The sequence below is a fragment of the Salegentibacter sp. BLCTC genome, from assembly GCF_015143665.1.
In the GTDB taxonomy this organism is placed as follows: domain Bacteria; phylum Bacteroidota; class Bacteroidia; order Flavobacteriales; family Flavobacteriaceae; genus Salegentibacter; species Salegentibacter maritimus.
Genome location: NZ_WYEW01000018.1, coordinates 1 through 14,649, shown reverse-complemented (window position 1 = coordinate 14,649; position 14,649 = coordinate 1). Strand labels below are relative to the sequence as shown.

The window sequence follows — 14,649 nt, the reverse complement described above, 5'->3', positions numbered from 1 at the left end:
TAACCGAACTGCTTGCTCCTTTAATTCAGGACTGTAATAGCGTTTTTTCATGTTTCTAAGATATTTGTTTTGTAACAAACAGTCTTAAATTTTATGTCCGAATAAAGGTAGCAACTCCAAGAAATTCTGGCTTCGATTATGAACAAGATTAACCTTTCGGCATATCAACCCATCGTAGATATTCAGGACAATATCGTATTTGCCAATAATGGCAATGTTATTTTGTGCTACAAAGGAAATCTGCCGGAAATATACTCGTTGTCTGAAAAGGATTTTGAAGATATGCACGGTGCTTGGTTTCAGGCATTAAAGTCTTTGCCAGTTGGTACTGTGGTTCATAAACAGGATATCTACTTGAAGAAATCCTATTCTTCAGAACAACTTCCGAATTCCACCTTTTTGGAAAAAGCTACCCACGAGCATTTTAAAGGTCGTGGACATATCGAGCACAGCTGCTATTTGTTCTTCATATTGACCAAAAATAAGGCACTCAACAATCCGAAATACGTCAACCCTTTCAGAAAAGTTTCAAAAGGAATCGTACAGGAACTGGATGACAATATTAAAAGCTTTGTAAACTCGGTTAGCGATTCGGTTTCCTTCATCAATAATAGCCGAAAGATGGATTTTGTTTCGCTTAAAGCGGAAGAGATACAGCAACTAACAAGTGCCTATTTCAATGGCTTTAATGAAGGCTACGATACCGATATTTTACTGGACAAAAAAAGCGTCAATATTGGCGAAAACCATTTTGATGCCCTGGCCATCAACAGCGAACTGTGCTTTGGCGAAAGTGTACAGAGTAGCAAAACCAATGAGAAATTCACTTCAGACGATTTTGTATTTCATCAAGGGTTTATTGATGGCATAGGGCTTACGCTTAACGAAAATCACATTGTCAATCAAATTCTTTATTTGGATGACAAACAAAAATGGCGCAAGCAGCTCGATAAGAAGGTTGAGGAACTAAATAAAAGTTCAAACTTTGGTTCACAAAATAAAGTAGTGCTTGGTAAAATCCAACACATCCTTGATCAAATCAATGCTGATGATAATGCCCGAATTATTCGTGGTCATCTCAATATTGTCTATTGGGCAAAAGAAGCCAAAGAGCTCGACAAGATAACTTCAAAAATCAAGACTGAATTTAAGGAACTGGATATCATCCCGTATTACCCAAGAGGCGAAGAACGTAAAAACTATATTCTAAATAGTTACTGTTGTTTTTCGTCGAATTTTTCAAATAACGATTTATATGTAACTGACTTAAAACACGCGCTTTGTCTTTTTATCAATAACACTAATTACAAAAGTGATAACACCGGAATCATTTTCAATGACCGTGAGCATAACATTCCTGTTTTAAAGGATGTTTGGGACGAAAAGAAGAAAAGAATAAAGGCACGAAACTTTGCCATTTTTGCACCAACTGGTGAGGGCAAATCTTTTCTGGCAAATAACATTCTACGCCAATATTTTGAAAGTGGTGTTCGCCTGGTCATTATCGACTTGGGTGGCTCTTATACCAAGTTTGCAAAGCTCTATCCTGATAAATATACGGTGCTTCGCTACGAAAGTGGAAAGAACCTTGGTATCAATCCATTTTACATTAGCCACACTAATGACCTTACACCAGAACGTTTGGAAGATTTGTCCGTCTTCCTCTTTGAACTGTTTGCTTCAGACTTAAAGGTTACAAAGGCACAATCGGTATCGGTCAAAAAAATACTGCGTTATTATTACGATAGTACTTCAGAAAATCATTCACTGGATGGTTTGTACAGCTTTATAGAAAGAAATCAGGAAGATCTTCTGAGCACCCTAAAAATCCATCCCGATTATTTTAATGTGACGAGCTTCTTGCACGTAATGTCAGAATATGTCGGCGATGGTCTATATAGCTTCCTTTTTGAAGTGAGCGAAGACCAGACCTATAAAATTGAGGACAAGCGTTTGATTGTTTTTGAACTGGATGAAGTCAAGGACAATAAGGAAATACTGTCCGTAATGTTGAAACTGATTAAGTCAGCTATCCAAAGAACCATCTGGAAGAATAGAGCGGAAAAAGGCATTATCCTCTTTGATGAGTTTGCGAAACAATTAAAGTTTGAGAATGTACTGGAAAGTGTCGAATTCTACTACCAAGCAATACGAAAACAGAACGGAGCTATCGGTATCATTCTTCAATCCATTAATCAGCTTCCGAAAAATTCCACTTCAGCGAGTATTCTTGAAAACACGCAGGTCATTTATAGCCTGAACAATGAAAAAGGCTATGACGAATTGGTCAAACGTCTCAATCTATCCAGCCACGATTTGAACCAATTAAAATCAATTAAGAACAATCTTTCCGGTCCACGGAAGTACACCGAAATGTTTATCAAAATTGGCAGAGAAAGTAACATCTTCCGTCTGGAAGTTCCGAAGGAAGTATATGCAGCTTACTTGACCGATGGACAAGAAAATGAGGAAATAATGAAGCTCTTCAAAGAGCATCAGGATATGCAAAAAGCAATAATTCAATTCGCATCTAAAACATAATATTATGAAGACAAAAATCTTAATTATCGCAACGGCATTTATCTTTTTATTGCCCACACGCGCTGCGTGTCAGGGAATGCCCACTTATGACAATACCAATTTTATCAGCTTGGTAAAACAACTTGTAGAATCAGGTAAACAGACAGCTCAAATGATTAAGTCTGTAAAATTCTTAAAAGATGCAAAGGAGAGCATTGAGAAAGTATCCAGTGTGGTACAGCAGCTTAGAGCAGTTGAGGAAATTGGACAGAACAATCAGCGCCTTATCACCGTAATGCAGAACGATGTACAGGACATACTCAACTCGCCCTACATCAAACCAGAGGAAGTTTCAAGGGTTGTACAATCTTTTGATGCTATTGTTCAAAACTCATTGGACACGGTAGATTTTATTGATGAAGTCCTGTCCAGCGATTATCTCAAAATGAGCGATGCAGAACGTGCTGAAATTTTAAAAGCAAAGGAGCTGGAATCAAAGCAGATGGTTTCCAACATAACTACAAAAACAAAACGCTATCGAGACATTATTTCTTTCAGAAAGATGCAAGATAAAGTCAATAACCGAGAAACATTCTACTAAAATGACCGCGACCATTCTTTTAGGAATTGGTCTGGAATATATCGATACCGTTTTCCAGACCATACAGACCAGCAATTTTTCGCAATACACAATTGCGGGAATGAAAACGCTCGCTGTCTTGTTCTTTTTGGTCAACATCCTTAAAAAGTATAACGAAGGCGTTGCAGAGAAGGACGGTTACACTTGGGGATTGAGTCCTGGTGAATTGGTCAAGAATTTTACCATTGTCATCTTGGTCATATTCTCAACTCAGGTATTGGGATTTTTTGATGGCATTTTAGTTGCCATTGAAGAACAATATCGAGGAACAGCACCAGCATTACTGCCTTTGCAAATGCAGGATATTCCTTTAGAGGAAGACGTAAGTCTGTTTGATGCCGCAAGTTCAGCGATGACACTTTTATATGAAGCCCTGGTTACACCTTTATACGGTTTTAAAATATTGGCATTTATCTTAACTACCCTACTTTGGATATTGGATTTGTTCATCTACCCGCTATTCTTGGCAGAGCGCTTCTTCCTTTTAGGAATAATGCAAGCATTTTTTCCTTTGGTCATTAGCCTTGCAGTTTTTGAAAAGTTTCGTTCGCTCGCCTATACGTTCTTCAAACTATATGCAGCGGTGTTTATGCTCGTGCCAGCTTTCTTTCTGGTCAATATATTTATCAATGCCATATATACGGAAATCAACACCAATTTTTGGGTCAACCTTTTTGGGACAGAGGTTGGCCAGGGCTTTTTTGCACCTGTAGTTCAGTTGGGATCAGTAGGTTTTATTGTTTTCTTGAAATTCACCCTATATAAACGTGCCACGTCATTTACGCTAAGACTATTTACCAACTAAATATATTCAGAATGAAAACACCTTACAAGAACATTTACAGCGTCCTAAAATTGAATCGGTTTATCGTTTTGGCAGTGGTTGTCTGCGCCTTACTTTCCAGCACATTTTCGGTTTGGATGGTATTCAACACCAATCAAAAAGCCTTCAATAGTGCCTTTGCTATCAATACCGATGGCAGTATAATTCCGCTGAAGCTCGTAACCCAAAAGGAAAATTTTCGGGTTGAAGCTTTAGCACATTTGGATCTGTACCATAACTACTTCTATAACATAGATGCGAGTAATTATGAACGCAATTTGGAAAAGGCATTGTGGTTGGGCAATAGTTCCGTGGACAATCTCTACCGCCAGAAAAAAGCGGATGGTGTTTACAACAGGTTGCTTCAGTATTCCTTAGTTCAAAAAGTACTGAGCATCGATTCACGAATATCTGAAAGTAATGGCTCGTATAGTTTTACAACAACCACCATTTTTGAAATCAATAGAGGTTCAATCATCGACACCTATGAGTTGATTTCCACCGGAAACTTGATTACGGTTGATAGAAACTTCCCCAACAATCCGCACGGATTATTGATTACCAACTATTTCGAGAACACCTTAAAAAAACTAAACGATGAAAGTAGAAAAGAATAAAATAGTATTTGCAGCAGTATTGGCTGTGATTGTCATATTCATCATTTCTTATTCCGTAATGGTAATGGGCGATGATGAAAGCGAAACTCAAAACCTTAAGCAAACCTTAGTTCCAGATTTAGAAGAAGATCAAAAAGAGTATGATTCCAAACTGGATGCGATTAACGACTTGAAGAAAGTACGTGAAAATAATGCGCCCAGCATTTATGATGAAAAACTGATTGATTCCTTGGGATTTTACGCCCCAGATCTTCCAGATCGCGAAAAAGAGCGTATCGTAGATAGTATATATGAAGCTGGTAAGATCCAATATTCAGAAAAGCGATACCAAAAATTGGGACAGAAAAGAACTGTTCGCAAAGCGGTTTCAAAGATTGATTCTGTAGAAGTAAAACGAGAACAAAAAATCCAAGTGAAAGAATTGGGATTGGAACATCAATTGTTCTTTGCTGCTGCGCCTAAACCCAACGAAGTTTCAATCATCGGCAATACAGATGAAGCAATTTATGTGGTCGTTGATGGCGACCAAGTCGTAAAAGCGAATACCAGATTGCGAATGCGACTGATCAAAACTGCTTCAATCAATGGTAAGCTGATGCCCAAGAATACACCTGTGTTTGGATTTATCAGCTTTCAGCCCAACCGAGCGCTCATTGAAATTGAAAACATACAGCACCACCCTACTAAACTTAAGGCTTTTGATTTATCAGATGGTAGCGAGGGCATCTACGTACAGAACAATTTCAGGGCAGAAGCCACCACCGAAGTTTTGGACGATATTATTGGTGACATTAACATACCTACCATTCCGCAAGTAGGCGGTGTCACAAAAGTCCTAAGGCGAAACAATCGTAATGTTAAAGTAACCGTATTAAATAACTACAGATTAATTCTAAAGCCTAAATTATGAAAACTTTTATCTTAATATTAATTGGATTTGTTTACACTTTCGCACCTCGACTTTGCTCGGCACAGGCTACAGCACAACAACAACCCATACCACTTGACACTATTTATGCCAACGACACCAAGAATGTTGCGCTATTCTTCCCAGAGCCTATCCGCCAAGGTATAACCGGTTCTGACAATTTTGTATTTACTTACAATCGTGAAAAAGAACAGTATTTTGGCCTTCTTCAAGCGAAGCCGGGTAAGGAAAGTAATCTGCTGGTAGTCAATAGAAATGGTTCGATTTTTTCGTATATTGTCAAGTATAAAAATCAGCTTTCTAAGCTCAATTATTTCATTCCGTTATCCAATAGTATCGGTAATGAAAGACCGATTATAAAGGATTCGGTTCTTGTAAAATCATCTGAAGAACTTGTAGATAACAGCACCTATTATTACCAAAAATTCTGCTCATATCTTCTCAATAGAAAACAGCGCATAGGGCGAATCAAGAAACGAAGCGAAGGTATTATCTTGACCGTAGAGAGCATTGTTTTTGATAAGGATGAACTCTATTTCGTTATCGAGATTGAAAATAATTCTTCGTTAGATTACGATTTGAATTTCTTGAACCTGTCGATTGAAACTCGGCAAAAAGGGAAAAGAAAATCGTTGCAACGACTGTATCAAGAACCGATATATAAACATAATCTACCGTCTAAGATTAAGAAAAATAAAACGGCTCGCTTTGTTTATGTGTTGCCCAAATTTTCATTATCCGATGACCGTAGGGCAATTTGGGAATTGAATGAAAAGGATGGCGAACGAAACATAAAAATGAAACTATCGCATAGATATATTAATAACCCAAATTAATACTGTTATGAAAAAATTTGTTGTTTTCTCGCTCATAGTGCTGTTCCTTTCTTGTGCTGATTCCGAAACTAAAATCTCGGGACCAAGTGCCACAGCACAAATTGTTATTGAAAGTTTTTATGAAAAAGATGAAGAGACTTTAAAAGCAAATTCCACACCTGAAGGCTATGCAAATTATATGAACATCATAAATATGTTCAATGCGACCAAAAAGAAAGACTCTGAGTTTAAGGTCTTACAGGATACGATTATGGGTGACGTGGCTTGGGTAAAATATACCACAGCTTATGATAAAACGCCTGGTGTTTTTAAACTGGTCCAACAAAATGGCAAATGGTTGGCCACGGCAAGAGGTTCAAAGGATAAAGCACCTTTTTAATTACTTCGTGACAATTTGTATTTACCTATAGCACTAAAGTCTATCCTATTTACCACATCAGTCAGGTAATCTAATTTCTCGAATATTTTCATTATGGCCATTTGGTGTTCAGAACCAATTGTAAATTCGTCTGTAAAAAACTGAAGGAATTTCTCGTCCACTATTCCATTACGGTGGGCGTATAGATGTCTGATTTGCAAGATTTTTTCAATTGCGTTTTGCTCATCTTTGTCCAGAACTTGCAGGTCTCTTATCTGTTTAGTATCTTTTATAAAGCCTCTTACACTACCTTTTTGAAGTTTCCCTAATTTCTGTTTTGCCCAAAACTTCACAAAATCTTGTAAGTCAGAACAATTGAGCACTTCTTCAATTGTAACGGTTTGTTGTGATTTCAAGGTTTCAGGATAGGCTAGAAAAATTTCATATAATAAGTCTGAAAGATAGGTCTCAAAATTATCTACAACAGAAGAAAACAAAATTCTGCTAAGAATTTTACCCTCTTGATTGGTTGTTACATTTTCAGGACTTTCAGGATATAAAATATTCCCTAAATCATCCACAATCTTTAAAATGCTTTGATAATGTTCTATAAAACTAATTTTAGCATAGGTAGCATCGTTTTTCAGCTCTTCTAAATGAGAATTGATTTGCTTTATCCTTTCGTAACCACCCGTATTGAAGTTAACACTAACGGGGTCTGCTAGCTTGGTTCTATCCCCTTTACGGATGTATGCCTTACCTTCAACAGAAACAATTGAATCAGATTTATCTACTTTTATGGCATATAGTTTTTTGTCTTCAATGCTTACGTATTGGTATTCAATGTTCGGTTTAGGGGTTAATAAATCCAGAGCTTTATGAGTAATTGTATTGGCATGAAAGTCCTCGCTCAAACCATTAATTTTCGAATCATCCGTAACACCTAGAATGAGAAATCCACCTTCTGTATTAGCAAAAGAACAAAGTATTTGAGCTACATTTCTAGAAGGCGGTAATACTGCCTTGTATTCTAAGGTCTGGCTTTCTGGCTGGCCAACCATTTTTTTAATATCTTCAATCCAATCCATAATTATACTGGGATTTTATTAATACCTGTTGTTTTAAGAATAGTACCCAATGTTAAATGTTTTGGATTATCCTTACCATTATCAATCCACAGTTCTGCATTAGCGTAATCTAAGGTATCTTTCTCTGAAGAATAGAAGACGATCACTTGACCATTATCCGATGGCCTTATTACGATATGAACATCTACACCATTTTTCTTAATGCCACCCAAAACAGTAGTTGCCAATTCGTCAATATCTGTACAATCATAATCTTTGTGACTCCTCAAATACTCAATGATATTTTGTTTTGAGCGTTCTATCAATTGTTGAGCATATAGAAACATATTAGCATTTGGTCTAGAAGTGTGATTAAATAAAGCTGCCAAATCTCTATCTTTCAAAGCTTCTTCCAATTCGTCCATTGAGGTTACGCCAAGCCCTGCTAAATCTTCTTGGGTAATTTCTGCTTTTATATGGTGTGCTTTTGAGTTTTCCAAAGCGGATTTTAACGCATCCAAACTTGTTACATTGTATTGTTTTAATAACCCTGAAAGCTGCTCGGCCTGATTAAACGTTTGAAGTAGATTAGAGTCATCTTCAAGAGCCTTTGCCACTTTTGAAAGTTGAGACAAATCTGCTTTGCTACGCATAACTTTATATAAACTCTCTTTGTCTGGTATAGTATTCATAAAGAGTTGGGCTCTTTTACGATAAAGTTCCGGCATAATGTCTTTAGCCTCTTTTGGATTGGCTTCAAACCACTCGGATAACAAACTGATTGCAGAAATTACATTTTCATCATTATGTGATGGATTTTTTAGACGCTCCGAAATCTCATCTGCTATGTGCTTCTTCCTTTTAACTTGATATTTGCCAAAGTTCACATTATTATGCAACAATAATTTCCTCCAATCATTTCCTAAAAGACTTAATATTGAAATTAGCTCTTCATCCTCTATCTCATCGATATAAACATCCTTCTTCAATCTAAAATCTCCGTTTTGATTAGGCAGAATCTTTCTATTTTGAAAGAAAATAATATTGCTCTCAATTCCCAATAAGAATTTAGCAACTTCATTATACCATTTGAAAGTATCTGTTTCGTTCTTGCCAAGTTCTTCGCTTAGCTTTTCGATACTACTTTGCTTTTCTAAATCTTTTGCTAATTCTTCATAATCTAGCGTATTCCAATCTGACCAAGATACTTCTACCCATTCTTGAATATGCTTCTGTTTACAAACAGCATCGTTGTATAAATCATAAGTATATTGCCAAAATTTTTCTCTAATGTCTTTGGAAAAACTTCTTGAAGGAAACCAGACATCCTTTGACAACTTTTTTTCCTTCGAATCATTTTCAAGTTCAATAATAGGTTTCGTAAGTAAGTATTCTCTCAATGGCTTTTGGATGCTTTCCTTATACCAGTATTCATCAAAATATTTTTCAGTTGTATCGGGTAATTTTGAGTTCGTCATATTGAAAATATTATAAAAGTTTTCAGATGACACCTTATCCAAAAGCGATTTGTAAAGCTCTAGAGCTTCTTCTAACAAAGACTGATTTTCTACAACCTCAGAATCATCACTTCCCTTTAACCATATTCCGTCTCTTTCTATCTGTGGATTAAAATAAAAACTATTTACTATTACAGGAAAATGAAATGCTTCTGTTCCAATGAGTGGAAAATCACAAAACAACTTAGGAATATCTCTGTGACTCTTTATCTCATAGCCATTATCAACCTTTTCAACTTCATTAGCAATGGTAACTTTTGAATTCGAAGCATTTAGAATATAGATTTGGGAAATTACACCATTACAGTTCTTTTGGATAGTAAGTATAGAGTCGTTATTACTGAATTCAGCTTTAGAAAATGCTAAGACTTCATTTTGAACATTGTCCAAAATCTCAACTTTCTCAATGTTTGGTATAAAGGTCAATACATATGGAATCAGCTTCATAAACTCTTCTATACCAATCCTTGCTATTTCTTTTTGGTGTTCTGTGTGTAAATGATACTTAAACGAAGTATTATACTCCATTTGGTTATAGCCATTGTGTATTTTATTAGTTGAACTGTGAAATTCTTTCCAGGCGTTTTCGATTTTGGGAATTAACTGGGTTGTGGTGCTTCCGTCTCTATCCAAAGGAAAACGAAAACGAAACAACTCAAGGTCATTAGTCTCCACTATACCTGATACGTCTATAACTTTTGAAAGTAGGTGTGTAGTCAAAAAGCCTGTACCAAAACGACCAGTTCGCTTAGTTTCTTCGCCTTCTTCAACTTCTTTGGACGAGATTTGATTGATGATACCTCTGATATCTTTTTCAGTAAAAGGAATACCATTATGCCTAAAAACTACTTGGTTTTCATCCAACTCTATTTGCACAGATATTTTCCTGTCGGGATAATCGGCAATGCTGTCCTTGGCATTTTGCAATAGTTCCCAAGCCCATCGCCCCTGATTGTTCTCTACGGTTTTAACTAGATTGTGTAATCGTTTTTTAATTTTATCAGCAATAGACCTATTACCGTCTTCTTTTCTGCCTTCTTCTATTGATTGTATCATATTTATTAGCTGCCATTAAGCCATATTTCTTATAGTAATGATTTGGGGTTAATCAGTTAGTTTTAGGTAGCCGCTGCTTCCAAGTACCTTATATACATTTTGAAAAGATGCCACTAAAATCCTGGGCGACGTGTTCTTGTTTACCACAATGCGTATTTCGTCAATTTCAAAATGAATTGCGCCTTCAAATCCTGATATTTTTACAGTACACTTGGATAAATCGCTAGTAGAGTAATCCACATCGATTATATCTGGATTATCTATATCCTCGATATGATTAATCAAGTCTTCTATATCTATGTCTTTATCCATTCTTAAAGTTAATGTATCAAAATCTTCCTCAAAAGCCTTGTTGAACTTATCACTACCAATGGTATCACTATTTTTAAAGTTTTCTATACTTCTTGTAAGCACATACTCATCTGCTGAAGTTCTAGATTGGGTTACACCAATAATATAGTCGAAATAAACCGTTGAGAGCTGACCATACCCATTTTCGATTACAGTTTCCTGAAAGTCTTTGAGTTTCAATTTTAAAATTCTTCTCAACAATTCTGTAACATCATCTAATTCTTCGCGAATGAGTTCTTCAGCGATTTTTTGAATCCAGCTCTCGTGATAATCATCGATTTTTTTTTGGTGCCTTATTACCATCTTTAAAACCTGGAAGTTTTCGCACATAGTCTTCTTCGGAATAGGAAAACTTCGCTTCTTTAAACTTAAAACCCTTTGCTCTTGCTTCAATTTTTCTAGTTTCAAAAAGTTTGGTCAAATCTGCGACAATAAATTTTTCATCCGTTTCTTTACCGAATTTAACAGGTGTTTGATTCTTTTTTTCCGGTGTTATAAACTTTACTCTTTTCGCCGTATGATGTTTGAGGTATTTTTGCAATTGGTCACTAAACAAGAGGTTTTCAGTATAAATATCCTTTGCATTTCCTTGTAAAGCCTGAATTAAATAGTATGACCACACACCGTGATTGTGTTCCATATCAGCTTGTGATTTTTCATCACTCTTGCAAGAAGCAAATACAATTAAATGTTCTGCATCCCTATAAATATACTTTAGGTCGTCAGTTGAAAAATCACTTACAGGACTTCTTTCTATTTCACTAAATTCTATACCACTATGGCAACAATCTAAAAAGACAATAATTCTAGTTGAGTCACTTTTCTCAAGTTCTGAAATAATTGAGGTAATTGAAATAGTTGAAGTTTCGAGACTGTCCAGCTCGGTATCAACACAGGATATTTTATTAACACCGTCAATAAAAAACCCGTGGCCTGCGTAATATAAAACTATGGTATTATAGGACTTAGCCGTTCGAGAAAGTTTTTTTATTTTATTTTCAATGGTGGTTTTGGTAGTCTTTGTACCGTCCAACAATTCAAGGTTATTCTTTTCGCAGCCTAAATTTATTAGGCTTTCTCTGAATTGTTTGGCATCGTTATTAGCGAATTTTACTTTTGATATTTTCTTAGAATCATTGTATTCTTCTACAGCAATAATTAGCCCTAAATAATTTTTCATTGTACATTCTTAGTTGTTATAGGACTATGTAATAATCTGTTTCTTAAACAGTTTCAAATCCAAGTTTTACAAATATTTTATGCAATGCCCACCCTGTATATTTTATATATAAGCCTCAATATATCAAATTTTTAGGCACTATTTAAAGCCGTAAAATCAAACATAAAATGTTTTATTACCATATCGTCAGGGTGCTCTGATTCGTAATAGTTATCGTGAAAGTGATAGGGTTTGGGTTTCAAAAATTCAGGCTCTCTATCGTCTTTCTTTAGAAGCTTGTTTATACCGTACACAGTCTTATGTAAAGCTCCTTCTAGGACATACCCAAGTAGGCATCCGTTCTCATATTTCTTAGAAACAAAACTGTTAATTCCGGTATCAACATAACGTCGTTTTAAACCAGAATCTTTTTCCTTAAGATTTTTGGCTTCCATATGGTATTCATACTCTAAGGATGAATTTATGGTTACCAATCTTAGGTCTATTCTAGGCAGTTTCGCTGCATAACCCTTTTCCTTTTCTATATCATCTTTTGGCAAATGCTGCTCAACATTCGTGACTATACTCCACTTTAACCTTAGTGGATTTTCCTTAATGTGTTCGTGCAATTCCGAAGTAATGTCATTTTCATCCCAATTGAGTTTGATAACCTTGGTTTCCATAGCTGAAACATAAGATTCTGTTATCAGCTGAAAGCATTTTTCTTCAAAGCCTCTTTTGAAGCTAGCAACTATTACTTTGTTTAATCCCATCTATTATACTTCATCAAGGATTTCCAGTATTAATTCTGAAGCATCTTCAATCGCCATCGATTGAGTCCAGAATCGCCTCTGATTGGGACGAACAATAAAAATCTCGTTGCCTGTTTTATAATTTAATTTTTTTCTGAAATAGATATTGGTTGCTTTCTTTTGCCATAATTCTTTATCCAAGTCTCGTAATACGTCGTGTATATCAACACTAGATATTGAAACTTCCTTTTCAGAATCTCCAAATGCAACCTTAGTTATCATTAAAGGTGAAAAATGACTTATGTTTTCATAAACGGTACAATTAGCATAGAGATTCTGATTTTGTAAAAAGTCATTTAAATGTTGTGAAACCTTTATAGCATAATCTTGAATTTCATCTGTGTTAGTCGGACCAAGAACATAGTGATACCTCTTAATTAATAACGGAATTGTAAATTCTACAAAATTGTCTACAATTAAGCTTTCATCAATTGAAAAGTCAAAACATTTAGATATATAATTATCAATCTCCTGTTCAAACTTTTTTGTATTTATGTTGAAAATTTTAGATTCATCAATTATCATCCTATCATAAATATCAGCAAGATTATATAAGTTCTTTTTAGACAAAGAAAATGGTAGTCGATAAACTTCGTTAGGTTTGATTTCTTCTCTTTCTATTCCGATAGATGCTGAACATAAGAAAAGATAATAATAAGCAAGTTTTGAATTTATAAAACAGGTTAACCCTTTAAGTACTTTTGAATCAGGATGCCTAAGACCTAGAACTTTACTATTAAACGAACAGGCTTCATCTTCATACGAAGCACAAATTTTCCAATTGGAAAGACCTTCCTTAATTAGAATATGTGGTGCAAAATAAGTCTTTTTTGCTCCCACTCGTCTAAATACATTAATTTTAGGTAAGTCATCTATCTGCACACCATAATACTTAGCATATATTTCTTTTGAACGTTGAGTAAGCCCAGAATTCAAATCTGAAAATGAGTGTGAAACGTAGCGTCTAATATTCTTAGGGGTGATGTATCTATTTGGAATTTCGTTATCTACTTTAGGATTTTTAGTAGAATTATTCAAAAACTGTAATCCCGAGCCTCTGTCAATTTTTTCATCCGAAATGAACTGTTCGAGATTTTTTGAAGCATTTAGTTTTTGTATTAAATTTATATCTCCAATTCCACCCCACATTGCAATTTTCCAAATTTTTGAAGTTGGTTTTTTGCATTCTTCCCGTGGAAGATATTTCAAATCTGTGCCATCAATGCTAACACCTTCTATAACATTGGATTTAATGTAAGTCTTAGGGGCATAATAGATAATTGTGTCAGATTTTTTCTTCGGTTGACTTTTTCTATAAAATGCAATACTGATTGGTCCAGTTGCAGAACCAAACAACTGACCACCAAAATCTTTAGGTGCATTTCTTAAAATCGAGAAATTATATATTTTCTCTACATAGCACTCATTGAAAAGCCACTTCCTGAAATTCTGATATGTTATTTTGGTATTGGTAAGGATTTTGGTATTGAAAATCAAGGCAATTTCTCCATTATCAGAGAACTTTGTTGCTGCCTTATGAAGAAATGGAAGAACCATCTCCTTTGCGAACCCATATTTATCACTATAATCTCGAATAGATTGGGATAGGTTCTTAGTGCCAAAAGGCGGATTCCCTACAACTAAATCAAAATCAATTTTTTCTATTTCTGGATTCTCCTTTATAGTATCTGAACGAAACAAATTACTGCCTTGTTCAACTAGAGTATCATCTGAAGGGTCATTTATCAAATATGGCAAACGATAGTCTTTATTTTGCCAAATTGTCTTAGGATTTAAGTTATCAACCAAAGCCAAATAGAGACTAAAAGCAGCTACCTTGATGGACTGGAGTTGCTACCTTTATTCGGACATAAAATTTAAGACTGTTTGTTACAAAACAAATATCTTAGAAACATGAAAAAACGCTATTACAGTCCTGAATTAAAGGAGCAAGCAGTTCGGTTA

13 protein-coding genes are annotated in these 14,649 nt (G+C 35.3%); 7 read left to right on the top strand and 6 right to left on the bottom strand.

Going from position 1 to position 14,649, the window contains the following annotated elements; all coding sequences use genetic code 11:
* Positions 1–138 precede the first annotated feature (138 nt).
* Genes GUB10_RS15685 through GUB10_RS15655 form a run of 7 tightly spaced genes read left to right on the top strand, consistent with a single transcriptional unit; the run spans position 139 to position 6,743 of the window.
* Positions 139–2,541, top strand: a complete 2,403-nt coding sequence (locus tag GUB10_RS15685) for a TraG family conjugative transposon ATPase (protein ID WP_193712401.1) — start codon at positions 139–141, stop codon at positions 2,539–2,541.
* A 4-nt stretch (positions 2,542–2,545) separates the two neighbouring features.
* Complete coding sequence (locus tag GUB10_RS15680) at positions 2,546–3,121, top strand: conjugal transfer protein (RefSeq protein WP_193712400.1); 576 nt, start codon at positions 2,546–2,548, stop codon at positions 3,119–3,121.
* Position 3,122: 1 nt separating this feature from the next.
* Entirely contained in the window at positions 3,123–3,965 is an 843-nt protein-coding gene (locus GUB10_RS15675; protein WP_193712399.1) for a hypothetical protein, read from the top strand.
* Between the two features lie 11 nt (positions 3,966–3,976).
* Positions 3,977–4,600, top strand: a complete 624-nt coding sequence (locus GUB10_RS15670) for a conjugal transfer protein TraK (RefSeq protein ID WP_193712398.1) — start codon at positions 3,977–3,979, stop codon at positions 4,598–4,600.
* Positions 4,581–5,510, top strand: coding sequence for a conjugative transposon protein TraM (gene traM / locus GUB10_RS15665; RefSeq protein ID WP_193712397.1), 930 nt, complete (start codon positions 4,581–4,583; stop codon positions 5,508–5,510). The genes GUB10_RS15670 and traM overlap by 20 nt, the downstream gene beginning before the upstream one ends.
* The gene (locus tag GUB10_RS15660) at positions 5,507–6,364 is read left to right on the top strand and encodes a DUF4138 domain-containing protein (protein ID WP_193712396.1); all 858 of its coding nucleotides are present in this window, start codon (positions 5,507–5,509) and stop codon (positions 6,362–6,364) included. Before traM ends, GUB10_RS15660 begins: the two co-directional genes overlap by 4 nt.
* Before the next feature lie 7 nt (positions 6,365–6,371).
* The gene (locus tag GUB10_RS15655) at positions 6,372–6,743 is read left to right on the top strand and encodes a hypothetical protein (protein WP_193712395.1); all 372 of its coding nucleotides are present in this window, start codon (positions 6,372–6,374) and stop codon (positions 6,741–6,743) included.
* Here the strand turns inward: GUB10_RS15655 and GUB10_RS15650 are convergent.
* The 6 genes from GUB10_RS15650 to GUB10_RS15625 form a co-directional block, all read right to left on the bottom strand.
* Positions 6,740–7,810 carry a helix-turn-helix domain-containing protein gene (locus GUB10_RS15650; protein WP_193712394.1) on the bottom strand — a complete coding sequence of 357 codons (1,071 nt, stop codon included), beginning with the start codon at positions 7,808–7,810 and terminating at the stop codon, positions 6,740–6,742. The two genes, GUB10_RS15655 and GUB10_RS15650, sit on opposite strands and share 4 nt — an antisense overlap.
* A gap of 2 nt (positions 7,811–7,812) precedes the next feature.
* Positions 7,813–10,362: a sacsin N-terminal ATP-binding-like domain-containing protein gene (locus tag GUB10_RS15645; protein WP_193712393.1), complete on the bottom strand. Its 2,550-nt coding sequence runs from the start codon at positions 10,360–10,362 to the stop codon at positions 7,813–7,815.
* Positions 10,363–10,410: 48 nt separating this feature from the next.
* The gene (locus GUB10_RS15640; RefSeq protein WP_193712392.1) at positions 10,411–11,016 is read right to left on the bottom strand and encodes a hypothetical protein; all 606 of its coding nucleotides are present in this window, start codon (positions 11,014–11,016) and stop codon (positions 10,411–10,413) included.
* The gene (locus tag GUB10_RS15635) at positions 10,985–11,893 is read right to left on the bottom strand and encodes a caspase family protein (protein WP_193712391.1); all 909 of its coding nucleotides are present in this window, start codon (positions 11,891–11,893) and stop codon (positions 10,985–10,987) included. Before GUB10_RS15635 ends, GUB10_RS15640 begins: the two co-directional genes overlap by 32 nt.
* A gap of 131 nt (positions 11,894–12,024) precedes the next feature.
* A complete protein-coding gene (locus GUB10_RS15630; protein ID WP_193712390.1) occupies positions 12,025–12,645 on the bottom strand; it encodes a hypothetical protein in 621 nt (206 codons plus the stop codon).
* A gap of 3 nt (positions 12,646–12,648) precedes the next feature.
* Positions 12,649–14,493 carry an N-6 DNA methylase gene (locus GUB10_RS15625; protein WP_193712389.1) on the bottom strand — a complete coding sequence of 615 codons (1,845 nt, stop codon included), beginning with the start codon at positions 14,491–14,493 and terminating at the stop codon, positions 12,649–12,651.
* Positions 14,494–14,649 lie beyond the last annotated feature (156 nt).

Excerpts from the sequence above, each read along its gene's own strand:
- GUB10_RS15685 (WP_193712401.1), top strand. The coding sequence starts at position 139 with ATGAACAAGATTAACCTTTCGGCATATCAACCCATCGTAGATATTCAG.
- GUB10_RS15680 (WP_193712400.1), top strand. The coding sequence starts at position 2,546 with ATGAAGACAAAAATCTTAATTATCGCAACGGCATTTATCTTTTTATTG.
- GUB10_RS15675 (WP_193712399.1), top strand. The coding sequence starts at position 3,123 with ATGACCGCGACCATTCTTTTAGGAATTGGTCTGGAATATATCGATACC.
- GUB10_RS15670 (WP_193712398.1), top strand. The coding sequence starts at position 3,977 with ATGAAAACACCTTACAAGAACATTTACAGCGTCCTAAAATTGAATCGG.
- traM (WP_193712397.1), top strand. The coding sequence starts at position 4,581 with ATGAAAGTAGAAAAGAATAAAATAGTATTTGCAGCAGTATTGGCTGTG.
- GUB10_RS15660 (WP_193712396.1), top strand. The coding sequence starts at position 5,507 with ATGAAAACTTTTATCTTAATATTAATTGGATTTGTTTACACTTTCGCA.
- GUB10_RS15655 (WP_193712395.1), top strand. The coding sequence starts at position 6,372 with ATGAAAAAATTTGTTGTTTTCTCGCTCATAGTGCTGTTCCTTTCTTGT.
- GUB10_RS15650 (WP_193712394.1), bottom strand. The coding sequence starts at position 7,810 with ATGGATTGGATTGAAGATATTAAAAAAATGGTTGGCCAGCCAGAAAGC.
- GUB10_RS15645 (WP_193712393.1), bottom strand. The coding sequence starts at position 10,362 with ATGATACAATCAATAGAAGAAGGCAGAAAAGAAGACGGTAATAGGTCT.
- GUB10_RS15640 (WP_193712392.1), bottom strand. The coding sequence starts at position 11,016 with ATGGTAATAAGGCACCAAAAAAAAATCGATGATTATCACGAGAGCTGG.
- GUB10_RS15635 (WP_193712391.1), bottom strand. The coding sequence starts at position 11,893 with ATGAAAAATTATTTAGGGCTAATTATTGCTGTAGAAGAATACAATGAT.
- GUB10_RS15630 (WP_193712390.1), bottom strand. The coding sequence starts at position 12,645 with ATGGGATTAAACAAAGTAATAGTTGCTAGCTTCAAAAGAGGCTTTGAA.